The organism is Ruegeria sp. Ofav3-42 (assembly GCF_022347725.1).
Taxonomy (GTDB): Bacteria; Pseudomonadota; Alphaproteobacteria; order Rhodobacterales; family Rhodobacteraceae; genus Ruegeria.
Window position 1 is genome coordinate 55,530 of the sequence record NZ_JAKRGB010000011.1, and the last position, 23,776, is coordinate 79,305.

Sequence of the window (23,776 nt, forward strand, 5' to 3'; positions counted from 1 at the left end):
GTTCTGTCTCTCCTCCCCTTTTCCGGCCTTTTACTCAAGCCGGTCGTTTTTGCGGCCACCCGGTCGCAGCGTGATAAGCGGCCCCTACCGAAAGTATACGTGCATCCGCCCCACGCGGGCCAAAGACCTGCATTCCCATTGGCAACCCGCCTGCGCCGAACCCGGCCGGAACTGACAGACAAGGCGAACCAATCAGACTGACGGGGACAACGACCTGCATCCATCTGTGATAGGTATCCATGGTTTTCCCTGCGATTTCAGTGGGAAACGGCGTTTCGATTTCGAACGGCCAGACCTGAGCAGACGGCAGCACAAGCGCATCGTAATCCCGAAAAATCTCAGCTGCGCGCCGGAACCAGTCGGATCGGACAACGCTTGCCAGATGCACCTGCATCGCCGTCAGGGCCTGCCCCCGGTCCAGTTCCCATTGCGCCGTATCTTTCAACTGCGCCCGGTGTTCCGCCATCGGAGCGAGGCTTGCCGCCACGTTCCACGACCGCAGTGTCGCCCAACTGTCGAACATGCTCTCGGCGTCGAACGGCGGCGCAACATGCTCCACCTGCGCACCGAGTTGCGCGAAGACGGACAATGCATCCTCGCACACCTCGCGAATGCCATCGTCATACGGGAACGCTCCGCCCCAATCGCCCAGCCAACCAATCCGCATGCCAGACAGTTCTGCCGCCTGAACCGGAGAAACCGCCGGGCTGGGAACGGCCAAAGGTTGCCGGGGGTCCGGGCCTGAAATCACGTCCAACAACACGCCCAAGTCTTCAGGACAACGTGCCATGGGACCAAGGGTGGACAGCTGATGCAGGAAGACGTCGCCAGCAGGTTCCGGCGGCACCCTTCCCCAGCTTGGGCGGAAGCCATAGACATTGTTCCAGGCCGCCGGGTTGCGCAAACTGCCCATCATGTCAGAGCCATCTGCAAGCGCCACCATCCCCGTGGCCAGTGCGACGGCTGCTCCGCCGGACGATCCGCCACATGTGCGAGAATGGTCGTAAGGGTTGCGCGTGGCACCATAGACAGGATTGAACGTGTGCGACCCCAATCCGAATTCCGGAGTATTGGTTTTCCCGATCAGAATGGCGCCCGCAGCCCGCATCCGCGCCGCGATCAGATCGTCTTCTGTCGGTACATGGTCCCGGAACAACGGCGATCCCTGCGAGGACACTATCCCTGCAACATTCACCAGGTCTTTGACAGCGATCGGCAACCCGTGCAGCGGCCCTGTCCACGGCCCCGCATCCAAAGCCCGGGCCTCGGCCATCAAATCATCCGGGTCACGCAGCGCGACAATTGCATTCAGGGGACCATTGACTGCCGCGATCTGGTCCAGCGTTGCGCGCATCAGATCGGCGGCGGAAACACGTCTGGCCGAGAGATCGGCCAGCAAAGCAGTTGCGGTTTTTTGGCTCAGATCCATCCGTGGCTCATCGCGTCCCGTGTCAGTGTGTCGCGCTCAGCCTAGCCGGGGCTCAAACTCATTTAAACCCACGTTTTACATATATCTTTTCTCGTAAAGCACAGAGCGCCCCAGATACGCTTCATCTGGCCCGAAATACCTCGGGGGAGTCTCCGACGGGGGCCGAGCCCCCAAACGCGATCAGCCCTCGCCCTGCGCCTCGGACCGGCTCTTGCCGGCAACATCCATCGCAAGCGTCGCGGCCATGAACCCATCCAGATCGCCGTCCAGAACACCCTTGGTGTCCGAGGTCTCGTGATTGGTGCGCAGGTCCTTGACCATCTGGTAGGGCTGCAAAACGTAAGACCGGATCTGGTTGCCCCAACCTGCGTCACCTTTGGCCTCATGCGCCGCGTTGATATCGGCGTTCCGTCGGTCCAGCTCTTGTTGATACAAGCGCGATTTCAGGGCCTTCATGGCAATGTCACGGTTCTGGTGCTGCGATTTCTCGGACGAGGTCACAACGATCCCCGTCGGGATGTGCGTGATCCGCACCGCCGAGTCCGTGGTGTTCACGTGCTGACCACCTGCACCCGAGGACCGATACGTGTCGATACGGATTTCCGACGGATTGACCTCAATCTCGATGTTGTCGTCGACCACCGGATAGACCCAGACCGAGCTGAACGAGGTGTGCCGCTTGGCCGCCGAGTCATAGGGCGAAATCCGCACCAGCCGGTGCACGCCGCTTTCCGATTTCAGCCAGCCATAGGCGTTGTGGCCGGAAATCTTGTAAGCAGCGGATTTGATCCCCGCCTCTTCACCCGCAGTCTCAGACTGCAGTTCGACCGTATAACCTTTCTTCTCAGCCCAGCGGACATACATCCGCGCCAGCATCGAGGCCCAGTCGCAGCTTTCCGTACCGCCAGCGCCCGAGTTAATCTCAAGGAAGGTGTCATTGCCGTCGGCCTCACCGTCCAGCAGCGCCTCAAGCTCTTTCTTGGCGGCTTTGGCACCCAGCTTTTTGATGGCGTCCTCGGCGTCGTTCACGACCTCTTCGTCCTCTTCCATCTCACCCAGCTCGATCAGCTCAATATTGTCGCTGAGATCGGTCTTGATCGACTCATAGGTCTCGATGGCGTCGACCAGCATCTGACGCTCACGCATCAGTTTCTGCGCGTTTTCGGGATTGTCCCACAGGTTGGGGTCCTCGACCCGAGCGTTGAATTCCTCAAGACGATGGGGCGCGGTCTCATAGTCCATACGCTGCGCCAGCAGCTCCAGCGACTTTTCGATTTCCGCCACGGTGTTCTGGGTTTCGGCGCGCATGGTCTTGTCCCAACTTGCTCAATCAGGCTTGCGTGATAGCAAGAGCTTGAGACCACCACAAGGCACGTGAGCCCCGAATGAGAGATGTACCGCTTGAGTTTCCCAAGAGTTGGGGTCTGACGATCATGGAACCGGTCGCCGATACCGGTTTGGCAAAGGTGTGGAAGGTCAAAACGTCCGACGGAACTGAGGCGGCGCTCAAACTGTACCGAAAGCCGGATCGCGGGAATGAAGCTCCGGGTGCGCAGCTTTTGGCGCGATGGCAGGATCGTGGTGCCGTTCGGATATTGGCTGAAACAGAAAATGCGGTGCTAATGGAATGGCTTGAAGGTCCGTCCTTGGGTGATATCGCCCGCCGCGGCGACCCGGACAAAGCCTGTAACCTACTGGCAGAAGCCGCCGGTCGCCTTCACGCCAAGCCGCTGGTAGATCGGGCGGGTTTGAAGGACTTAAACGAGGTCTTTGCCCCTCTCTTTGACTGCACCTTTTCAACGAGCTGTCGTGACGGCCTCAGACACGACATGACCCGAGCCATGAGCTTGGCGCAGTCTCTTCTGGAAACTCAGGACAATCTGGGGCCACTACATGGCGATCTACATCATGACAACGTCATTCAGACCTCGCACGGTCTGCGGGTTATTGACGCCAAAGGGTATCTGGGCGATCCAGCTTTTGAACTGGCAAATGCCCTACGCCATCCAATGGGCATGCCGAACTTGGTGCGGCAACCCGATCAGATGGATCATTGCATCGTTCTATATTCTCAAGCTTCAAAGGTGCCACCCAAACGCCTGACGCAATGGGCGGCAGCAAAATGTGCGTTGTCGATTTTCTGGCGGTCCAAAGGAACCATCGCACAAGATAAAGAAGCAGATTTGCTTAACCTGTTCCTGAGAGCGGCCGATCAGTAAAGACCGCCGCCCTGCAGATCGCCCTGGCTGGCGTTGGGACCGACTGTGATCGTGTTGCCGGTGGACGTCGTGACCTGACGGCCCGAGCTTGCCTCTTCAAACAGCGGCAGGTCTGATCCCATTGCAAAGCCACCGTCGTACACGCGGTCGATGAAGCCATCGACGCCATCGCGGAAGTACTCGGCCACGACATAGTCACCTGTCGCATCCGCAGGCAGACGCGCGCCGCTGAAGCGGTCGATCTTGATGAAATGGCCACCTTCCGGAACTTCAAACGGGCCGCCACCGTATTTCTCAACGGCTTTCTCCATGAAGCTCTGGAACACCGGGCCGCACATGGTACCGCCATAAGCCCCCCGCCCCATCGGGCGTGGACGGTCGTAACCGATATAGCAGCCGGCGACGATGTTCGACGTAAAGCCGATGAACCACGCGTCCTTGGATTCGTTGGTGGTACCGGTCTTGCCTGCGGTCGGCACCGGCAGGTTAACAACAGACGATGCAGTGCCGCGGTCGACCACACCTTTCATCATCGAGGTCAACTGGTACGCCGTAATCGCGTCCATGACCTGAGAACGGTTGGTCTCGATCGTCGGAGACTCATCCGGCTCCAGCCAGGCCGAGTTGCAATCCAGACACTGACGGTCGTCGTGGCGATAGATCGTTTTGCCGAAGCGGTCCTGAATTCGGTCAACCAGCGTGGGTTCCACACGTTCGCCACCATTGGCGAACATCGCGTAGGCAGCGACCATCTTGTACAGCGTCGTCTCTTCTGACCCCAGCGAGTTCGCGAGGAACGCGCCCATCCGGTCATAAACACCGAACCGTTCCGCATAACCTGCGACAACCGGCATCGTGACCTCTTGCGCCAGACGGATGGTCATCAGGTTCCGCGACTGTTCGATCCCCGTACGCAGCGGCGTCGGACCGTAAAACTTGTTGGTCGAGTTCTTGGGTCGCCACAGGCCTTGCGGCGTGTTCACCTCGATCGGGGCGTCCACGACGATGGTCGCGGGGCTATAGCCACTGTCCAGAGCGGCAGCATAAACGAAGGGCTTGAAGCTCGACCCCGGCTGACGCTGCGCCTGTGTGGCGCGGTTGAACACGGTGTCCTGATATGAGAACCCACCCTGCATCGCCAGAACGCGACCCGAGTTCACGTCCATCGCCACAAAACCACCCTGCACTTCGGGGATCTGACGGGCGGACCATTGGCCCTCTTCACCGACCATCACCAGAATAACGTCGCCGCGTTTGAAGTTCGCCGCGAAATCGCCCTGCATCCATTTGATATCCGCGCGCGGGACGATGCCGTCGGCGGGGCCGTCTTCGATCCCCACGGTTAACTGCTGCTCACCCACGTTCAGGACAACAGCCGGATACCACTGAGTCGGCAGCGCCACGTCGCGTGGGATTTCCATGATCGCCAGCGCTTCGCGCCACTGCGCCTCCTCGGCCAGTTTTTCTTCGGGGATTACTTCGCCCGTACCGCGCCACTTGCCACGCGAACGGTCGTATTTCTGAAGGGCGGTCCGCAGGGCTTTGGCCGCTTCGACCTGCATTTCTTCATCAACCGAGGCGCGGACGGTGAAACCGCCTGTAAAGAACTCACCCTCGCCGAAATCTTCGCTCAACTGGCGACGAATTTCGTCGGTGAAATAGTCGCGCGGCGGCAAAGCGGTACGGAAGCTTTCGAAATCGCCGTTCTGGACTGAGCGCAGAGGCATTTCGACTTCGGCCTCATAGGTCGCCTGATCAATGTAGCCGTTCTGGTTCATCTCGCGCAGAACATAATCCCGACGCGCCAGCAGGCGATCCTTTTGCCGAACCGGGTGATAATCCGAAGGCGCCTTGGGCATCGCAGCCAGCGTCGCGGCCTCGTGCGGCTCCAGCTCTTGCAGGGTTTTGTTGAAATAGGTCTGCGCAGCAGCGGTCACACCGTAAGAGTTCTGACCCAGAAATATCTCGTTCATGTAAAGTTCGAGGATCTGTTCCTTGTCCAGCGTATCCTCAAGCCGTGTGGCGAGGATGATTTCCTTGATCTTGCGCTCGGCACGGCGATCGCCGGACAGCAGGAAGTTCTTCATTACCTGCTGCGTAATTGTCGACGCACCGCGAACGTTCTCACCCTTGGACTTCACCGCCTCGACACCGGCAGCGATGATACCGCGCGGGTCATAGCCCTGATGGGTGTAGAAATTCTTGTCTTCCGCCGAGATAAAGGCCTGTTTCACCAGATCCGGGATTTCCTCGGACGGCGTGAACAGGCGGCGTTCCTGCGCGAATTCGTCGATCAGCTGGCCTTCGCCCGAATAGATTCGGCTGATCGTCGGCGGCTTGTACTGCGCCAGCGATTCATGGCTGGGAAGGTCGCGCCCATACATCCAGAACACCGCGCCTACGACCAGCGCGGCCATGAAAATACCCAATGTCACGAGGCTGAAGATCGCCCCGAAAATCGATAGAATGAAACGGATCACGTTACTGCCTTTTACTCGCGGTGACGCCTATATAGTGTTGCCTCGGCGCAGGGTCAAAACACGATGGCCAATAATAGCCGGTTTGCGTCGCAGGGTCACTGTCCAATCAGGGATCGCTTGATCAGGTCGTCCTGCCGCCATTTCTTCAGACCATCCACAATGCCTTGCGCCATACCCAAGCGCCATTCCGGGTTTTCGATGTTTTTCAGGTCTCTGGGACTGGACAGAAATCCAAGTTCAACCAGAACCGATGGGATATCAGCCGCCTTGAGGACCGAAAAAGAAGCCGTGCGGATCGGTCTGCTGTTCATTGGCCCGCCCCGCTGGGCCATGCCATCGGCCAGCGCATGCGCCAGCGCATCGGTTCGCGGCTTGGTTTCCTGTCGGGCGATATCCAGCAACACATCCGCCACCTGATCATCCGCGCCGCTCAGGTCGATCCCCGAAATCAGGTCACCGCGATCATGTCGCTCGGCCAGTTTGTCGCTGGCCACATCTGATGCTTCGTCCGACAGCGTATAGACTGCGGCACCATGCGCCCGCCCTTCAGACAGGATATCCGCGTGTAATGAGATGAAGACATCTGCGCCAGCCCGGTGCGCCAGCGCGATGCGCCGTTCCAGCGAGACGAACTGATCATCGACCCGCGTCAACATCACCTCAAACCCACCGGTCCGCAGCAATTGCTCGCGCAGTTCGCGCGCGAAGGTCAACATCAAGGTCTTTTCATCTGTCCCCTCGACCTCGGCCCCGGGGTCGATACCGCCATGGCCAGGGTCAAGCATGACGCGCAATGCACCGGCAGAGCCATCACGTGGAACGGCAGGCGTAACCGCCGGCTCCGGCAAGTCCCACCCTTGCTGACGGGGCGCACCAGAGCTCTCTGCGAATGTATCGAAATCCGTCCCCTTCAAGCTCAGCGACAGACGCGCACCCCCGGTTGCTTCATCGATCCGCATCTCAGCGCTGTCGACGGCCAAGGGCGCGCCCAGGTCCAGAACCATTCGCGACCAACCCGGAACATAAGCGCCGAACTGAACGCCACTGATACGGTCGCTCTGCAGGAATGCGTCGCGGTCCAGCCCGGTCCAGTCGACCTCTTGAAAATCAAGCACCATTCGGTACGGATCTTGCAGGGTAAACACGCGATAAGGCACACCTTGGCTGAGACCAAGATCTATCCGCACCCCCGCCCGGCCCTCGTCGACAATACGGCTATCATCCGGCAAGATGCGCGCAAGCGCACTGAAGTCATGCGCGACAGCAGCAGTTGTCAGCGCCCAGAAAAGCGCAATGGCGTAGATAATCCTGCTCATGGCCTCAAGTTTTCCCGAGATCGTTTGTCTGGCACCCTATCGCATCCGGGCCGTGTTGTGAACGACTCAGGCCTGTTTTGTGATTGCGCCGCGTTCCGTCATAAAGCGCTGAAGGCGTTGCAGCCCCTCTTCGATGTCTGCCGTTGACCGGGCGTAAGAGAACCTCAACGTCGTGTGACCTCGCAACGGGTCAAAATCCAGCCCCGGCGTGACGGCGACTCCGGCGCTTTCCAGTATCTCAGCCGCAAATGCATGGCTGTCATCTGTCAGGTCAGAGACATCGGCGTAGACATAAAATGCCCCGTCAGGAGGTGCGATGTTGGTGAACCCGGCCTTGGGCAGCCCATCCAGCATCAATTCGCGGTTTCGGCGGTAGACATCCAGATTTCCCTGCAACTCTTCATCGCAATCCATCGCTGCCAGAGCCGCCACCTGACTGGCGTGCGGAGCGCAGATGAACATGTTCTGGGCGATCCGCTCAACCACGCGCACCTGATCCTCGGGGACGACCATCCAGCCAACGCGCCATCCGGTCATCGAGAAATACTTGGAGAACGAGTTGATTACATAGCACTCATCCGTCAACTCCAATGCGCTGACCGCTTTGGCCTCATATTCCAGACCGTGGTAAATCTCATCACTAATGAACGACGCGCCCTGCCTGTGCGCGGCCTCGATCAGTGATCCCATCGCCGCATGATCCAGCATGGTGCCGGTGGGGTTGGCAGGCGACGCCACCATCAGGCCCTGCAGGTCGAGCCCGGCAAAGTCGGCGGGCACGGGTTGCAACCGATTCTGGGGCGCGGTCGGCAGGTCTACCGGGACCAGCCCCAGTGCCTTCAGAATCTGCCGGTACGACGGGTAGCCGGGCGCACCGATTCCCACGCGGTCGCCGCTGTCGAACAGCGCGGTGAAGGTCAGCAGAAACCCACCGGACGACCCCGGGGTGATCACGACGCGCTCCGGGTTCAGGTCGACGTCATACCACTCGCCATACAGCCGTGCGATCCGTTGACGCAGCGCGGGCAGGCCCAGAGCGACAGTATAGCCCAAGGGACCTTGCTCCATCTCATGGGCCAACGCCTGGACGGCCCCCTTGGGCGCGCCGGTTCCGGGCTGTCCGACCTCCATATGGATGATGTGACGCCCCGCCTCTTCAGCACGGCGCGCGGCCTCCATCACGTCCATCACGATAAAGGGATCGACCCCGGACCGGGTTGAGTTTCTCATGCCCATCTCCCATGTTGCAGCCATGGCTTTTGAACGCGTATCCAGGCTGGCGTCAATCCCGGCCCTGTTGCTGGTGGCGGCAACATGGATGGGCAGCGCGTTTCAGGCCAACGCCCAAAGCCTGATCCGGGACCCGGATATCGAACACGGGCTACGTGAACTCGCCTTTCCCATCCTGCGCGCCGCCGGGCTGAGCACCAACCGTGTGCGGATACTCGTCGTCAATGACAGTACGTTCAACGCCTTTGTCATTGATTACAATGCTATCTACGTAAACTACGGGCTGATCCTGACCGTCGAAAACCCCGAGATGCTTCAGGCCGTGATTGCCCACGAAGCGGCCCATATCGCGAACGGTCACCTGGCCCGCCGGGTTGAAAATATGCGCGCGGCACAGCGCAATGCGCAGATGGGTACGGCCTTGGCCTTGATCGTGGCCGCTGCTGGGGGTGGCGAGGCTGCGGCCGGTATCGCCGCAGGAACATCAGCATCGGCGCTGCGCAGTTTTCTGGGACACACGCGGGCCGAAGAAGCCTCGGCAGACCGCAGTTCGGCCAGCTACCTCAGGGCGGCAGGTATATCGCCCAGCGGTATGGTTGCCCTGCACCAAAAATTTGCAGGTCAGGAATTGCTGAGTACCGCCAACCAGGACCCCTATATGCGGTCCCACCCCACCAGCCGCGAACGTCTGCGCGCCGCTGAGGCGTTTATGGGCGAGTTCAGCGACCACGCACTTCCGAACCCAAACGCCGATTACTGGTTCGCGCGGGTGAAAGGAAAGTTGTCGGCATTCCTCCGCTCACCAAACTGGACCATGCGCAGGGCCAAAGAGGAAAGCGCCGAAGACATTCGGCTGATGCGTCAAGCCGCAGCCTACCACCAAAACCGCGATCTGGCCCGCGCACGCGCGGCAATCGACGGAGCACTGGAAATCCGGCCGGACGATCCATTCTATTATGAACTTAAAGGGCAGATTCTGCTGGAAAATCGTCAATTCTCCGAGGCTGTTGATGCCTATGGACGAGCGGTTGAGATGGCTCCGAACGACGCCCTTATACTGGCGGGGTACGGGCGCGCCCTGCTGGCACAGGGTCACACGAAGAACGCCCTACAAGTGCTTGAAAAAGCACGTGAACGGGATTATCGCAATGCGCGATTGATGCAGGATCTTGGGGTCGCGTATGCCAAGGTTGGAAATAACGGCATGGCCTCGGCTGTGACCGCGGAACGTTATGCCTTGCAAGGCCAGTTGGCAGATGCGGGGATTCATGCAAAACGAGCGATGGGGCAATTGCCCGAGGGCTCACCCGGTTGGCAACGGGCACAGGATGTGTTGATTGCCTCGGAACGAGCGAAGAAAAAGAAAAGGAAACGGAAATGATCCTCAGACACGCTGCACCGGCCCTTCTGGGGCTTTCCCTGATATCAGGACCCGTTCAGGCGCTGGACCTGAGCACGATGAGCGACGCCGAAAAAGACCAGTTCGGCGCGCAGGTTCGGGAGTATCTTCTGGAGAACCCCGAAGTCATCATCGAGGCCATCAATATTCTGGAACAGCGCAACGCCGAAGCCGAAGCCCAGGTGGACAAGGAGTTGGTCGCAGCCAATTCCGACGAGTTGTTCAATGACGGCTACAGCTGGGTCGGAGGCAACCCCGAGGGTGACATCACGCTGGTCGAATTCATGGATTACCGCTGTGGTTATTGCCGCCGTGCTGTCCCCGAAGTGGCTACCCTGTTGGAAGCGGACGGCAACATCCGTCTTGTGATCAAAGAGTTCCCGATTCTGGGTGAGGCCTCGGTTCTGTCCTCACGTTTCGCAGTCGCAACCAAACATGTGGCGGGCGACGACGCCTATAAGCAGGTACACGACGCGCTGCTGGAATTCACCGGCGAACCTTCAGAAGTCTCGCTGCGCCGCATTTCCGACGGACTCGGGCTGGACAGCGATGCAATCATCGCGGCGATGGACAGCGAACAGGTCACGGACGAAATCAACCAAACGCGCGCGCTTGCGCAACGCATGCAGATTTCGGGGACGCCTTCGTTCGTTCTGGGCACCGAAATGCTGCGCGGCTTCCTGCCTGCCGATCAGCTGCAGCAGATCGCCAATGGCGTGCGCGCAGAACAAGGCTGACAAACTATGGAGCATTCAGGAAGGGGTGCTCCTAACAACTTTTTAAAGGTGATCCGGGATGAACCGACGGGATGTTTTGCTTTCCGGTGCGGCGTTGGGTGTCATGGGTTTTACAGGTCAGTCTTTTGCTCAACCCGCTGCGGGTCTTTTTGTACCGGCCGAGGAAGCCCGTCATCAACGGACCTTCATGCAATGGCCGGTCAGCCGAAAAGTGTATGGTGACTCCTACCTTCTCGACATGATGCAGCAGACAATTGCCGACATTGCCAATGCGATTTCGGATTTCGAACCGGTGACCATGCTGGCTGCAGCCGGACACCATGAGGCTGCACGCAGGAAACTGTCAGCGTCGGTCCAACTTTGGGATGTTCCGACCGAAGACCTCTGGTGCCGGGACTCTGGCCCGGTTTTTCTGGTTAATGACAGCGGAGAGATGGCGATCCGCCAGATCCAGTTTAATGGCTGGGGCCGCAAACAGGTGCATAAACATGACGGTCGCGTCGCCGCTCGGGTGGCCGAGCGTTTGGGTCTGCCGCTGCTGCCCTCGGGCCTGAATGGCGAGGCCGGGGGTGTTGAGCAGGATGGTCACGGGCTGCTGATGGCCCACGAAAGCTCGTGGGTGAATGACAATCGCAACCCCGGCCAGTCCCGCGACGAAATCGAAGCCAAACTGCTGGCCGCCTATGGCGCAGACCGAATGATCTGGTCAGAGGGGGTTTGGGGAGAAGACATAACCGATTACCATATCGACAGCCTGGCGCGTTTCACCGGCCCAGGCCGCGTACTGGTCAACCTGCCGGATGAACCCGAAATGGACGACCCTTTCCACCTGGCCGCGCTGGATACATATGACCGGTTGATTGCCGAAGGCTTGCAGGTCGACGTCATTCCCGAACCCTTTGAACCGCGTGTAAGAGACCCGGAATTCGTGGCATCTTATGCAAATTACTACATTTGCAACGGTGCCGTTGTGATGGCGCAGTTTGGCGACCAAGAAACCGATGCAATCGCGCGCGATGCACTGGCCCGGCACTATCCCGGACGAGATATCGTATCGCTGAACGTCGATGTTTTGGGAGAGTCTGGTGGTGGCATCCACTGCGCCACGCAGCAGATGCCCGCCGTGTAGTTTCCTGACCTATACCGAACAAATTTTTAGAGCCCCGGGCGGATCAATCGCCCGGTGTAAACCACACTAAAATCAGAGTTTTTACAAACCGGACATTTGCTCAGCCCGTGCTACGTACTTGTCATCAAACCGAGCAAACCCGTCATCCAGCCACATACGAAAACTAGCGGTTGGCGACATGTAGTCAAAGCTGCGCGTGGTCTGAAGGGCAGTTCCAAAAGATATCTTTTGGAACGTCCGCTCCAGTGTCCCACTGGAACCATTTGTGCCTTTCTTTGCACTGAGCGCTTCAAAGCGAACACGAAACTGGGCGTTTGGCTCGAACTGCTCAATAACCTGCAATTCCTCCACTCGAGTTAAGTCATCAATCTGTGAGACTTCTACAAAACTGACGCCCGGTTTACGCCATTCAATCGACACTGTATTTTCGTCTCCGTAGGTATCAACCGTATCGGGCGTCACAACGAGGAATGGCCAAACTTCCTCAGGCGTCAAACGCGTTCGGACTTTGCTCTGAAAGGTTCTTTTTCGGGAAGGAAGAAAGCGATCCAACCACCCCCCTCCGTAGACAGAGAACGTTAACTGACAGAACATAATAGCGACGACAATAAAGAAAAACTCGGAAAAGCTGCTGTCGGTTTTTCCGATAGCCAAATAGATGCAAATTATCGGTAACGAAAACGCTACAGATTCCGTTGCCATGCGGACGGCCGGGAAGAAAAGAGCGATTGCCATCAGCACTGGCGTCAAGAGCAATAGGAATGCTGCACCGTAGGCCAGCTGAAACGGTATTCCGAACACGATGCGGTCGTCATTCATACCGGCCACCAACCCGGCAATGAATGTCATCAAAGCAATTACGATAAATCTGCGACGCTCACGATACAGGCGTCGTTTAAGAGAAATCATCAATACCTCCAAACAACGTTAGCGTGTTGTGGAGGGAAAATAGGGCGCAATTTTGACTATTCTCAGCCTTGGCTGGGATTACGGAATTGAAAGGAAAGCGTTTTTTGATGGGCGTCGCCAGCCGGTTATTCCGCAGCCTCTTGCGCCGCATCCAGTTCGGCGGCCTTCTTTTCGACCTCTTCGACGATATGCTCGATCATCTGTTCGTTCGACATCTTGTGGCTGGCCTTACCTGCCAAATAGACCATGCCGGACCCTGCCCCGCCGCCTGTGAACCCCACATCGGTCATCAGCGCCTCACCCGGACCGTTCACCACGCAACCGATGATCGACAGGCTCATCGGCGTCTTGATATGTTCCAGCCGCTGCTCCAATTCCTCGACCGTCTTGATCACATCAAAGCCCTGCCGCGCACAGGATGGGCACGAGATGATGTTCACACCACGATGGCGCAGGCCCAGAGATTTCAAAATCTCATAGCCAACCTTGACCTCTTCGACCGGATCAGCGGACAGGCTGACGCGGATCGTGTCTCCGATACCCATCCACAGCAGATTACCCAATCCGATAGCAGATTTGATGGTGCCTGAAACCAGCCCCCCTGCCTCGGTGATACCAAGGTGGATCGGCGCATCCGTGGCCTCGGCAATTCCCTGGTAAGCAGCCGCCGACAAGAAGACATCGCTGGCTTTCACGCTGATCTTGAACTCGTGAAAGTCGTTGTCTTGCAGAATCCGGATATGCTCCAACCCGCTTTCGACCATAGCGTCGGGGCATGGTTCGCCATATTTCTCAAGCAGGTGCTTTTCCAGACTGCCGGCATTCACGCCGATACGGATCGAGCAATTATGGTCGCGTGCTGCCTTAATGACCTCTTTCACACGCTTTTCGTCGCCGATATTGCCCGGATTGATCCGCAGGCAGGCGGCCCCGGCTTCGGCGGCTTCGATGCCTCGGCGATAATGGAAATGGATGTCGGCCACGATGGGAACCGGGCTTTCGCGCACGATTTCTTTCAGTGCCTTCGACGATGCCTCGTCCGGGACCGACACCCGAACGATATCGGCACCCGCCTCGGCTGCAGCCTGAACCTGGGCTACGGTCCCTGCCACATCCGTTGTCAGAGTATTGGTCATCGTCTGAACCGCAATCGGCGCGTCGCCCCCGACCGGAACATTCCCGACCATGATCTGGCGAGATTTGCGGCGATAGATGTTGCGCCACGGGCGGACGTGATTGAGGGACATGAGGATGGGTCCAAAGCTGCCTGAGTTGGGTCTTAAATAGTTCGCCTACCCGGGCACCGCAATGGTCAGATCACTCGGCCGGGGCTTCTGTGACTTGCGCCTGAAGCTCGGCGACCAACTGCTTGAGCGCACTGTTCTGTTCGGCCTCAAGATCGGCGACCTCATAGCGTTCGGCGACTGCGTCCTTGGACAGAACAACGCCTTTGGTCACGGTTCCGGGCTTACCGACCGGTCCATAGTGCTCTCCGTTCATCGAGAAATAGACGGCCCCCGAAGCCCCCGCGCGCAGTTGCGGCGGTTCTTCAGTCAAGGGAATCTCGAACGTATTCCCCTGTTCGACCGTACCCAAGGTGCCCTCGAACAGAACGCTGCCATCCGCAGCACGGATGCGCATCCACGCAGGTCCAACGGCCACGATTTTCAGCGAGGTATCAACCTGCTCAACCACTTGCGGCAATGCCGGACGCTCAACAGTGTGCACCTCGGCCACTTCAAGCTTGGGTGGCTCTGGTGGGCGGAAAGTACCGACGGTACGCGGGTCTAGTGTGGAAATCGGTGCATCGCGTGCCACAAGAACCGGAACATCCAAGGCCTGCGGGCGATAGAGACGATCCAGCGCTTCGGCACTTGGGACCGTAGTTTCCGGTGCGTCAGCTACCTCGATTGTGCCACGGGCAGCGTCCAGCGGATCGAGATCGGACAGAACAACGGGCGCTTGTTCCACGGGGCTGACCTGCACCTGCTGAATTTTGTTCAGAACGGCCCACCCGCCGTACCCTATGCCGCAGATCACTGCCAGCAAGACCAGCGAAGACCCGATCGCTCGCGGTTCGATCTGGCTGACCAGAGATTCCCTGCCCGGAATATACGGAGTGTTCGGTGAGATAAACGGATCGCGCCCCATCGGGCCGCGCGAGGGCAAAGCACCGGACGGTTTGCGTACAACCGAAGCTTCGGCCGACATGCCATGAGCAACTTCGAACCCGCTTTCCGCGCAAAACGCGGCAAAAGTATCATCCGGATTCATTCCCAGATACCGGGCATAAGAACGCACATACCCGGCGATGAAGCCGGGTGTGTCGAACGCGTCGGGATCGGCGTCTTCAATGGCAGCGATGTAGTTGGCTTTGATCCGCAATTCGCGCTGAACATCCAAGAGGGACTTGCCCATGGTCGCGCGCTCGCCGCGCATCCTGTCGCCAAGCCGCACCTCGTAGTCGTCGTAGCCCTTTGGCCGGACGTCAGTGTTGTCTTCGGAATCGCGCTGTGATCTGCGCCCAATCATTCCTGCTGCCCCATTCTGCCTTGTGCGCCTTACACGCTAACGACGAATCGCTCCCATAACGATTCGTGCGTATCTTTTGTTAGCGTAAGCTTAACACGCGACAATTGCATTGCACACTTTGGCGTGAGGTTAACCTGCAAGTTCGGCGCGATTTAGCGCACAATGTGACCAAAGTTCGTCCATAGCCTGGATCAAACGGTTCATCTCACCCGGTCCGTGGACCGGTGACGGGGTAAACCGCAGGCGCTCTGTCCCGCGTGGGACGGTCGGGAAGTTGATCGGCTGGACGTAGATTCCGTGGTCATCCAGCAGCCTGTCACTGAGGATTTTGGTATGCACCGGGTTGCCGACAATCACCGGCACGATGTGGCTGCCATGGTCGATCAACGGCAGGCCCATGCCTTTCAGACGCAGCTTAAGAACCTTGGCCTGAGTCTGGTGCTGCTCCCGCAGCTCCTGCGCACCCTTGAGGTACGCAACCGACGCGGCAGCACCGGCAGCAACCGACGGCGGCAAAGAGGTCGTAAAGATAAAGCCCGGCGCGTAAGAGCGCACGGCATCACACATTTTTTCGCTGGCAGCAATATAGCCACCCATCACACCATAGGCTTTGGCGAGTGTGCCATTGATGATGTCGATGCGATGCGCCAGGCGGTCACGTTCAGTCACGCCGCCACCGCGCGGACCGTACATGCCAACCGCATGAACCTCATCGATATAGGTCAGCGCGCCGAATTCGTCGGCAAGGTCACAAATCTCTTCAATCGGGCCAAAATCGCCGTCCATCGAATAAACGGATTCAAACGCGATCAGCTTGGGAACGTTTGGATCGTCGGCCTCAAGCAACTCACGCAGATGGGCGACATCGTTGTGACGAAAGATGCGCTTGGCACCGCCATTGCGGCGCACACCTTCGATCATCGAGGCATGGTTCAGCGCGTCAGAATAAATGATCAGACCGGGGAACAGCTTGGGCAGAGTGCTGAGCGTCGCGTCATTCGCGATATAGGCGCTTGTAAACAGCAACGCGGATTCTTTGCCGTGAAGATCGGCAAGTTCGGCCTCAAGTTGTTTGTGATAGACGGTGGTGCCCGAGATATTGCGCGTACCGCCCGAGCCCGCGCCAGCCGCGTCAACAGCATCGTGCATGGCGTTCAGAACTACAGGATTCTGCCCCATGCCCAGATAGTCGTTGCCGCACCATACGGTGATGTTCTGCTGCGACCCATCGGGGCGCGTGCGTACGGCATGCGGGAAATGACCATTCTTACGTTCGATATCAATGAAGGTCCGGTAACGTCCTTCATCATGCAGCCTGGCGATCGCAGAATCGAGCTGAGCAGTATAGTCCACCGATTTCTCCTTCTGTGCCCGGTATTGACCTGTTGGTTGCCGGACCCTTTTTTCCCCCAGATGACGTAGCACACTGTCCCTGCGGTTTTGCTTCCCCTTGAATACCTTGCCTATCGGCATTGTTGGAGTCGCAACTTTGATTTGCATCAATTATCCCTGATCTTGCCCTCGGACAAGTAAAGTTACGGCCATCAGACGCGAGGAAACGACGCAGGCCTTCCCCACAGCATACATCCCGTTTCCGATAGTATACTCCAAAACCCGCCGATACGCACTGGACGACGCTGCCGGTACTGATAGGTTCCGGACCAGTTCAATACATTCAGGAGAAGCCCATGTCGCTTGACGCTGTTCTGAGCAGGATCGACTCCGATCTGCCCACGTCCATTGACCGTTTGATGGAATTTCTGCGCATCCCTTCGATCTCGACCGACCCCGCTTACAAAGAGCAGGTCGACCAGGCCGCAGACTGGCTTGCGGCCGACCTGCAAAGCATTGGCATCGCAGCCGAAAAACGCGAAACCCCGGGCCATCCGATGGTCGTTGGCCATGTAGGTGAAGAAGGCGATGGACCTCATGTCCTGTTCTACGGTCACTACGACGTCCAACCCGTTGATCCGTTAGAGCTTTGGAACCGCGACCCGTTCGATCCGGCACTGGAAGATACCGAAAACGGACAGGTGATCCGCGGCCGCGGATCGTCGGACGACAAAGGCCAGTTGATGACCTTCGTTGAAGCTTGCCGCGCGTGGAAAGCGATCCACGGCACCCTGCCCTGCCGCATCACATTCTTCTTCGAAGGCGAAGAAGAATCCGGCTCGCCCTCACTTGTGCCGTTCCTCGAAGCCAACAAGGACGAGTTGAAGGCTGATCTTGCGTTGGTCTGCGATACCTCGATGGTCTCACGCGGCGTGCCCTCCATCGCCTCGCAACTTCGCGGTATGCTCAAGGATGAGTTCACCATCGTCGGCCCGCGCATCGACCTGCATTCCGGGCACTACGGCGGCCCTGGCCTCAACCCGCTGCGTGAGTTGTCGAAAATCGTCGCCTCCTTCTATGACGACGAAACAGGGCGCGTGGCCGTAGAAGGGTTCTATGAAGGTGTGCACGAAGTGCCCGCCGAGCAACTTCGCCAGTGGGAAAACTGCGGGTTTGATGAAGCGGAATACCTGAATTCCGTTGGCTATTCGCAGCCGCATGGTGAAAAAGAATATTCCACACTGGAGCAGCAATGGGCGCGTCCGACACTGGAAGTGAACGGTTTGTGGGGCGGCTACAACGGCGCGGGTTCGAAAACCGTGATTCCGTCCGAAGCCCACTGCAAGATCACCTGCCGTCTCGTCGGCGACATGGAGCCCGATTCCTTGCGCAACAAGATCCGCAAACACGTCGAAGACCGCCTGTCACCTGACGCGAAAGTTGTTTGGGACAACGATTTGGAAGGTGCGGCTGCGTCGGTCATGAACCTCGACCGTCCAGAATTCGAAGCCGCGCGCGGCGCATTATCAGATGAATGGGACCGCGAGGCCGTCTTCACTGGCATGGGCGGCTCGATCCCAGTGGTTGGCTATTTCGACAGCGTTCTGGGACTGGATTCCATGCTGGTTGGGTATGCCAATGACGACGACGCCATCCACTCGCCGAACGAAAAGTATGATGTCAAAAGCTTCCACAAGGGCATCCGCTCATGGGCGCGCATTCTGGATGCTTTGAACAAGTAAAAACACTTTGCGAGGCTCTGCCTCGCGCTCCGAGGTATTTGAGGCCAGATGAAGTAAGGATCTCTTGCTTCATCTGGCTGAAAATACCTCGGGGGAGTCGCCGAAGGCGGCGGGGGCAAAGCCCCTTCCCTTACATGTGAATCACACGCCCGTAAGCGTCCAGCACACTTTCATGCATCATCTCTGACAGCGTCGGATGCGGGAAGACTGTGTTCATCAGGTCTTCTTCCGTGGTTTCCAACTGTCGGCCGACCACATAACCCTGAATCAATTCAGTGACTTCTGCGCCGATCATGTGCGCGCCCAGCAACTCGCCGGTTTTTGCGTCAAAGACCGTTTTGATCAGGCCCTCAGGCTCGCCCAATGCAATAGCTTTTCCGTTGCCAATGAACGGGAACCGGCCAACTTTGATGTCGTAGCCCAGTTCCTTGGCCTTAGCCTCGGAATAGCCCACCGATGCTACTTGGGGCTGGCAATAGGTGCATCCCGCGATGCTCTCAGGCTTAACCGGATGGGCGTGCTTGCCCGCGATCAATTCCGCGACCATCACGCCCTCGTGGCTGGCCTTGTGCGCCAACCAGGGTGCGCCGGCGATGTCGCCGATAGCGTACAGACCATCGACGCCTGTGCGGCAGAACTCATCTGTCACTACATGGGTACGGTCGATTTTGACGCCCAAAGCTTCGAGCCCGAGGTTTTCGACATTCCCCACAATTCCAACGGCCGAGATCACGGTATCAAAATCGTGCTTTTCAGTTTTGCCACCCGCTTCGATATGTGCGGTAACTTTACCCTTGCCACGGTCCAGCTGTTTGACCATCGCTTTTTCCATGATAGTCATGCCCTGCTTGGTGAAGGCTTTCTTGGCCAAAGCACTGATCTCGGCATCTTCAACCGGCAGTACGCGATCCATCACCTCGACCACGGTCGTGTCCGCGCCCAACGTATTGTAGAAGCTGGCAAATTCGATGCCGATCGCACCAGACCCGATGACCAGCAGCTTTTTCGGCATCCGCGGCGGCTGCAGCGCATGCTTGTAGGTCCAGACCAGATCGCCATCGGCCTCGAGCCCTGGCAGTTCGCGCGCGCGCGCACCGGTGGCAAGAACGATGTTCTTGGCCGTTAGTTCCTCGGTGCCTTTATCGGTTTTGACCGTGACTTTGCCTTTTGCAGGGATCGTCGCCGCGCCCATGACAACGGTCACTTTGTTCTTTTTCAACAAATGACCAATGCCACCCGACAGCTGCGCGGCAACACCGCGCGAACGTTTCACGACCGCATCCAGATCGTAACCGACCTTGTCGGCGCTCAGGCCAAAATCCTTGGCGCGCTCCATCAGATGGAACACTTCGGACGAACGCAGCAGGGCCTTGGTCGGGATACACCCCCAGTTCAGGCAGATGCCGCCCAGATGCTCACGCTCGACCACGGCCGTCTTCAGGCCAAGCTGGGCTGCGCGAATTGCAGCTACATAGCCGCCCGGACCGGCGCCGATTACGATCAGATCAAAAGATTGTGCTGCCATGTTTCCCTCTCGGCGCAGGTCGATTCAGAAATTAGTTTACCATTAAACTATTTCCCCGAATGCATCAATATATTGCTCCCGCGACAAAAGCGACGCAGGGTAAACTGGCGCAGAGTGCGCTGAATTCAGCCTATACCGCGCGTGATCGAATGGCTAGAACATAGGTGCCGGCGCTACCCGGACTTTGCGAAACCCAAGTCATTCGAAAGGCTTACCATGGCCAAAACGCTCAAAGATCTGCTGCTTGCTCTGTTGAACGCCACACTCATACTGGTCGCGTTGTGCCTGTTTTTGGGGTGGAAGCTGGCATCGACAGTCGGCGACATCACAGGCACATTCGCCGAAAAGGTTCAGATCGTTGCGCCTTTGAAAGAAGAAGTTCAGGGGGTCAGAGGCGAACTGACGGCTCTGCGCAGCGACCTGTCTTCCCTTCAGCTTGGGGAAACCGCCGCCAACAGCGTAACCGCCCAGAAGATTTCAGAGAGTTTGGCAAAATTGGACGGGCTGGAAGCTAACCTGCAAGCCACTCAAACAAGGATCTCAGAGATCACCGAGTCTCCAGACCAATTGATAAACGCTGCCATAGAAAATTCGGCCGACATTATAGCCGACCGGATCATTGCAATCCGAGGCTGTGAGCCGACGTCTTAGCCGGCTGCCTGCAGTTCGCGTACCGTCGAGCCGTATCCGCCCATGTCGACATAGGCGGCTTCGTGCTCGGTCATCGGCCGTGACAGTGCGTCATTGCGATACGGGAACCTACCGAACTTGCGGATCACTTCGCGATGTGCCCGTGCGTGCAAAAGATTACCATCGTCGCTGTTGGTCATATTCTGACACATCAGGCGCACACAGCGCTCCTGGTCACACAGGTTTTCCGAATGCATCATTGGCAGATAGAAGAACTGTCGGGCCGGTTCGTCGATCTTGAGATCCCAACCCTTGTCCACTGCACATTTCGCCACCGACAATGCCGCGCGATCTGAAGCAAAAGCCTTTGCGCTGCCGCGGAACATGTTGCGTGGGAACTGATCCATCAGGATGATGTAAGCCAATGCTCCGCTGGGATATGTCAACCAAAGGGAAAACTTGCCTTCATTTGCAGCTTCCCAAGTGGTCAAGAACCTTTCGCGAATTTCAGCGTCCAAGGCGTCATTCTGCGGATACCAACCTTTCGGACCAACTTCGTCTAACCAATAACTCAATACAATTTCAGGACCTACCATGCCCTTAACTCCGTCGTGTTTCCCACCCCAGGGGACGTAAGGTCATTTAAGAACGTTTTACAGAGTTGTTACAGTAAAATATTGCAACACTTGCGACATAAACTTGTGTCCTAGGCAACATCTTGCGTTTCCTGCTCGGCCTCGGCGGCTTCGATGGCCACTTCTTGCGCGACTTCGACCGCAACCGGAGACGCCGTTGGATAGACCGGAGACATGGTTCCTGTTTCGTCGATCGGGATCGCAGCCCGCTGTGTCGTTCGGTACAGAGCGTAAACGGCCATCGTCGCAAGCAGCGCCGCAATGAACAGGAAAAAGCCGGGGGGGCCGAAAATAGCGTCCCCCATGAGCCAACCGGTAATCAGCGGACCCGCGATCGCACCCATACCATTGATAAACAACAGCCCGCCTGAGGCGGCAGCCATGTCCTCATGATCCAGAAAGTCGTTCGCATGGGCGATCAGCAAGGAATAAAGCGGGTTCGACATTCCGCCAATCACGAAGGCCGACACCAGCAGCAGCGGGAATGTCACGCCGAATACCATGCCCACAAAGGCCGCGCACGCCCCGACACCAGCAACAAGCATAATCAGGAAACGGCGATCCATCCGATCCGACATCCAGCCCAGCGGGTATTGCAGAACCAAAGCACCGATATAGAAAGCTGCAACAAAGGTCGAAATCTCGACCAGCGTCAGGCCCGCACGGGCGCCATAAACCGACGCCATGCCAAACTGAGCCGAGAAAACGCCGCCCAGCAGGAACATACCGACGCAGCCCAGCGGCGAATACCCGAACAACTCGCGCAGGGTCATCGGTTTCGTCGTGTCAAACGCAGGCGTCGGCGAGATGGACAAAAGGATTGGTGCAAAAGACACCGAAACCAATATGGATGCTATGACGAAGGTATCGAACCCGGCCGGGTCACCCAGCAAAACCAGCCCCTGAGCGCTGATAATGCCCGTCATCTGGAAGATCATATAAAGTGACAGCGCCTGACCGCGGTTTTCGTTGCTGGCGGCGTTGTTCAGCCAGCTTTCCGCAGTCACATAAACACCGGAAAAGCAGAAGCCGATAACGACACGGCCTAAAATCCAGACAATTGGGTCCGTCATCAGCGGGTAGAGGATCATGACGGCGGAAATGAATGACGCCAGCGCCGCAAAGACCCGCACATGCCCAACACGCCGGATCATTTCAGGCGCAAGGCGCGAGCCGCCTAAAAAACCCATGAAATAGGCCGACATCACAAAGGACATCTGTAGGGTCGAAAAGCCCTCGATCTCGCCACGGACACCCAGAACCGTCCCTTGCAGGCCGTTGCCGACCATCAACAGGCCCATACCAAGCAAAAGCGCCCACGCGCTGGAAAGGACCTGAATCATTGGGGCCTCCGAAAATTTCCGACCTAGACTATGACGCCGTTCTGCAATCAAAAACGGCTTTGGTCATGCTTGTCTACGACATTGGAAAGATTCGATCCCGACAACACGTCCCTTACGGGATCAAAAGCGACGCATCCCCATAAGAGAAGAACCGGAATTTCTGTTCAATGGCATGCGCATAGACCTGACGCATACGCTCCTGCCCCATCAGGGCCGAGACCAGCATCAGCAAAGTGGATTTCGGCAAGTGGAAATTGGTCATCAGCGCATCGGTCACGTGGAACTGAAAGCCGGGATAGATGAAGATATCGGTGTCACCTTCCCAAGGTACGATCTCACCAGAGCGCGCCGCGCTTTCAATCAGTCGCAGGGCTGTGGTGCCCACCGGGATGACCCGTCCGCCGGCGGCTTTGGTCGCGCGAATTTCCTGAACGGCGGTAGTGCTGACCCGTCCCCATTCAGCGTGCATTTTGTGCGTGGTCACGTCCTCGACCTTGACCGGCAGGAATGTGCCCGCGCCCACATGTAGCGTAACGTGGCTGATTTCGACACCACGCGCGCCCAGCGCCTGCACCAGCGCTTCGTCAAAGTGAAGCGACGCCGTCGGCGCCGCAACCGCGCCCGAATTCCGCGCCCAGATCGTCTGATAATCCGTTTTGTCCTGCTCATCCGCCGGTCGTTTAGCGGCGATGTACGGTGGCAAAGGCATTGCCCCGGCCTGTTCAAGTGCGGCATCAAAGTCGTCGCCAGACAGGTTGAACCTCAAATATGCCTGACCATCATCGACACGCTCCAGAGACGCGCTCAGTTGATCCGAAAACTGAATGTCCTCGCCCAATTTCACCTTTTTCAGCGGCTTAATGAGCGCAGCCCACGTGCCATCGGCCTGTGGATCCAGCAATGTTGCCTCGATGGCTGCAGAAACCGGCCCCTGTGCGCTGTCCCGATGGCGCCGACCGTTCAGGCGCGCAGGGATGACGCGCGTGTCGTTCAGCACCAGACGGTCGCCGGGACGCAGCCAGTCGGGCAGATCAAACACATGCGCGTCCGAAATCGCGTCACCTTCGGCCACCAGAAGGCGCGCGGATGAGCGCGGGTTGGCAGGGCGCGTGGCGATCAGGTCTTCGGGCAGGTGGAAATCAAAGTCGCTGAGTTTCATGGCCGCGCCATACAAGGACGTACCGGATTC

Annotated in this window: 19 protein-coding genes; 6 read left to right on the top strand and 13 right to left on the bottom strand. The window is 58.0% G+C overall.

Translation table 11 applies throughout. The features are described 5' to 3' along the window. Positions 1-34 precede the first annotated feature (34 nt). Both MHN28_RS16280 and prfB read right to left on the bottom strand, forming a co-directional pair. On the bottom strand, positions 35-1,429 hold the full coding sequence (locus MHN28_RS16280; RefSeq protein ID WP_239343623.1) for an amidase: 1,395 nt from the start codon (positions 1,427-1,429) through the stop codon (positions 35-37). A gap of 180 nt (positions 1,430-1,609) precedes the next feature. Further along, on the bottom strand, positions 1,610-2,737 hold the full coding sequence (prfB, locus tag MHN28_RS16285) for a peptide chain release factor 2 (protein WP_239343625.1): 1,128 nt from the start codon (positions 2,735-2,737) through the stop codon (positions 1,610-1,612). A gap of 77 nt (positions 2,738-2,814) precedes the next feature. On the opposite strand from prfB, the gene MHN28_RS16290 reads away from it, so the two are divergent. Then, on the top strand, positions 2,815-3,648 hold the full coding sequence (locus MHN28_RS16290) for an aminoglycoside phosphotransferase family protein (RefSeq protein ID WP_239343627.1): 834 nt from the start codon (positions 2,815-2,817) through the stop codon (positions 3,646-3,648). Here MHN28_RS16290 and MHN28_RS16295 read toward each other — a convergent pair. The 3 genes from MHN28_RS16295 to MHN28_RS16305 all read right to left on the bottom strand — a co-directional run bounded on the left by MHN28_RS16295 (position 3,642) and on the right by MHN28_RS16305 (position 8,674). Beyond that, entirely contained in the window at positions 3,642-6,128 is a 2,487-nt protein-coding gene (locus tag MHN28_RS16295; protein ID WP_239343629.1) for a PBP1A family penicillin-binding protein, read from the bottom strand. The two genes, MHN28_RS16290 and MHN28_RS16295, sit on opposite strands and share 7 nt — an antisense overlap. A gap of 95 nt (positions 6,129-6,223) precedes the next feature. Further along, positions 6,224-7,444: an N-acetylmuramoyl-L-alanine amidase gene (locus MHN28_RS16300; RefSeq protein ID WP_239343631.1), complete on the bottom strand. Its 1,221-nt coding sequence runs from the start codon at positions 7,442-7,444 to the stop codon at positions 6,224-6,226. 66 nt (positions 7,445-7,510) lie between these two features. Next, entirely contained in the window at positions 7,511-8,674 is a 1,164-nt protein-coding gene (locus tag MHN28_RS16305; protein ID WP_239343632.1) for a pyridoxal phosphate-dependent aminotransferase, read from the bottom strand. Here MHN28_RS16305 and MHN28_RS16310 point away from each other — a divergent pair. The 3 genes from MHN28_RS16310 to MHN28_RS16320 are packed head-to-tail and all read left to right on the top strand — an operon-like array spanning position 8,673 to position 11,939. Next, positions 8,673-10,055 carry a M48 family metalloprotease gene (locus tag MHN28_RS16310; protein ID WP_239343634.1) on the top strand — a complete coding sequence of 461 codons (1,383 nt, stop codon included), beginning with the start codon at positions 8,673-8,675 and terminating at the stop codon, positions 10,053-10,055. The genes MHN28_RS16305 and MHN28_RS16310 overlap by 2 nt on opposite strands. Further along, positions 10,052-10,810: a DsbA family protein gene (locus tag MHN28_RS16315; RefSeq protein ID WP_239343636.1), complete on the top strand. Its 759-nt coding sequence runs from the start codon at positions 10,052-10,054 to the stop codon at positions 10,808-10,810. The genes MHN28_RS16310 and MHN28_RS16315 overlap by 4 nt, the downstream gene beginning before the upstream one ends. 58 nt (positions 10,811-10,868) lie before the next feature. Next, a complete protein-coding gene (locus tag MHN28_RS16320; RefSeq protein ID WP_239343638.1) occupies positions 10,869-11,939 on the top strand; it encodes an agmatine deiminase family protein in 1,071 nt (356 codons plus the stop codon). A gap of 81 nt (positions 11,940-12,020) precedes the next feature. Here the strand turns inward: MHN28_RS16320 and MHN28_RS16325 are convergent, their stop codons facing one another. The 4 genes from MHN28_RS16325 to hemA form a co-directional block, all read right to left on the bottom strand. Then, positions 12,021-12,848, bottom strand: a complete 828-nt coding sequence (locus tag MHN28_RS16325) for a hypothetical protein (protein ID WP_239343640.1) — start codon at positions 12,846-12,848, stop codon at positions 12,021-12,023. A 125-nt stretch (positions 12,849-12,973) separates the two neighbouring features. Then, positions 12,974-14,095, bottom strand: a complete 1,122-nt coding sequence (gene ispG, locus MHN28_RS16330; RefSeq protein ID WP_239343642.1) for a flavodoxin-dependent (E)-4-hydroxy-3-methylbut-2-enyl-diphosphate synthase — start codon at positions 14,093-14,095, stop codon at positions 12,974-12,976. A gap of 70 nt (positions 14,096-14,165) precedes the next feature. Beyond that, entirely contained in the window at positions 14,166-15,380 is a 1,215-nt protein-coding gene (locus tag MHN28_RS16335) for a helix-turn-helix domain-containing protein (RefSeq protein ID WP_239343644.1), read from the bottom strand. Positions 15,381-15,509: 129 nt separating this feature from the next. After that, positions 15,510-16,733, bottom strand: coding sequence for a 5-aminolevulinate synthase (hemA, locus tag MHN28_RS16340; RefSeq protein ID WP_239343645.1), 1,224 nt, complete (start codon positions 16,731-16,733; stop codon positions 15,510-15,512). Positions 16,734-17,068: 335 nt separating this feature from the next. Here hemA and MHN28_RS16345 point away from each other — a divergent pair, with 335 nt between their 5' ends. After that, on the top strand, positions 17,069-18,454 hold the full coding sequence (locus MHN28_RS16345) for a dipeptidase (protein ID WP_239343646.1): 1,386 nt from the start codon (positions 17,069-17,071) through the stop codon (positions 18,452-18,454). A gap of 130 nt (positions 18,455-18,584) precedes the next feature. Here the strand turns inward: MHN28_RS16345 and lpdA are convergent, their stop codons facing one another. After that, positions 18,585-19,979 (bottom strand): dihydrolipoyl dehydrogenase, encoded by a 1,395-nt coding sequence (gene lpdA, locus MHN28_RS16350; protein WP_239343647.1) that lies wholly within the window; start codon positions 19,977-19,979, stop codon positions 18,585-18,587. Between the two features lie 216 nt (positions 19,980-20,195). Between lpdA and MHN28_RS16355 the strand changes: the two genes are divergently transcribed. Further along, positions 20,196-20,630 (top strand): hypothetical protein, encoded by a 435-nt coding sequence (locus MHN28_RS16355; RefSeq protein ID WP_239343648.1) that lies wholly within the window; start codon positions 20,196-20,198, stop codon positions 20,628-20,630. Here the strand turns inward: MHN28_RS16355 and MHN28_RS16360 are convergent. The 3 genes from MHN28_RS16360 to queA all read right to left on the bottom strand — a co-directional run bounded on the left by MHN28_RS16360 (position 20,627) and on the right by queA (position 23,746). Beyond that, entirely contained in the window at positions 20,627-21,205 is a 579-nt protein-coding gene (locus MHN28_RS16360; RefSeq protein WP_239343649.1) for a DUF924 family protein, read from the bottom strand. The genes MHN28_RS16355 and MHN28_RS16360 overlap by 4 nt on opposite strands. 110 nt (positions 21,206-21,315) lie before the next feature. After that, positions 21,316-22,587, bottom strand: a complete 1,272-nt coding sequence (locus MHN28_RS16365) for an MFS transporter (RefSeq protein ID WP_239343650.1) — start codon at positions 22,585-22,587, stop codon at positions 21,316-21,318. Between the two features lie 112 nt (positions 22,588-22,699). Next, entirely contained in the window at positions 22,700-23,746 is a 1,047-nt protein-coding gene (gene queA, locus MHN28_RS16370) for a tRNA preQ1(34) S-adenosylmethionine ribosyltransferase-isomerase QueA (protein WP_239343766.1), read from the bottom strand. Between the last annotated feature and the right edge of the window lie 30 nt (positions 23,747-23,776).

Coding starts and splice junctions, on each gene's coding strand:
- MHN28_RS16280 (WP_239343623.1), bottom strand. CDS start 1,429: ATGGATCTGAGCCAAAAAACCGCAACTGCTTTGCTGGCCGATCTCTCG.
- prfB (WP_239343625.1), bottom strand. CDS start 2,737: ATGCGCGCCGAAACCCAGAACACCGTGGCGGAAATCGAAAAGTCGCTG.
- MHN28_RS16290 (WP_239343627.1), top strand. CDS start 2,815: ATGAGAGATGTACCGCTTGAGTTTCCCAAGAGTTGGGGTCTGACGATC.
- MHN28_RS16300 (WP_239343631.1), bottom strand. CDS start 7,444: ATGAGCAGGATTATCTACGCCATTGCGCTTTTCTGGGCGCTGACAACT.
- MHN28_RS16310 (WP_239343634.1), top strand. CDS start 8,673: ATGCCCATCTCCCATGTTGCAGCCATGGCTTTTGAACGCGTATCCAGG.
- MHN28_RS16305 (WP_239343632.1), bottom strand. CDS start 8,674: ATGAGAAACTCAACCCGGTCCGGGGTCGATCCCTTTATCGTGATGGAC.
- MHN28_RS16315 (WP_239343636.1), top strand. CDS start 10,052: ATGATCCTCAGACACGCTGCACCGGCCCTTCTGGGGCTTTCCCTGATA.
- MHN28_RS16320 (WP_239343638.1), top strand. CDS start 10,869: ATGAACCGACGGGATGTTTTGCTTTCCGGTGCGGCGTTGGGTGTCATG.
- MHN28_RS16325 (WP_239343640.1), bottom strand. CDS start 12,848: ATGATTTCTCTTAAACGACGCCTGTATCGTGAGCGTCGCAGATTTATC.
- ispG (WP_239343642.1), bottom strand. CDS start 14,095: ATGTCCCTCAATCACGTCCGCCCGTGGCGCAACATCTATCGCCGCAAA.
- MHN28_RS16335 (WP_239343644.1), bottom strand. CDS start 15,380: ATGATTGGGCGCAGATCACAGCGCGATTCCGAAGACAACACTGACGTC.
- MHN28_RS16345 (WP_239343646.1), top strand. CDS start 17,069: ATGTCGCTTGACGCTGTTCTGAGCAGGATCGACTCCGATCTGCCCACG.
- lpdA (WP_239343647.1), bottom strand. CDS start 19,979: ATGGCAGCACAATCTTTTGATCTGATCGTAATCGGCGCCGGTCCGGGC.
- MHN28_RS16355 (WP_239343648.1), top strand. CDS start 20,196: ATGGCCAAAACGCTCAAAGATCTGCTGCTTGCTCTGTTGAACGCCACA.
- MHN28_RS16360 (WP_239343649.1), bottom strand. CDS start 21,205: ATGGTAGGTCCTGAAATTGTATTGAGTTATTGGTTAGACGAAGTTGGT.
- MHN28_RS16365 (WP_239343650.1), bottom strand. CDS start 22,587: ATGATTCAGGTCCTTTCCAGCGCGTGGGCGCTTTTGCTTGGTATGGGC.
- queA (WP_239343766.1), bottom strand. CDS start 23,746: ATGAAACTCAGCGACTTTGATTTCCACCTGCCCGAAGACCTGATCGCC.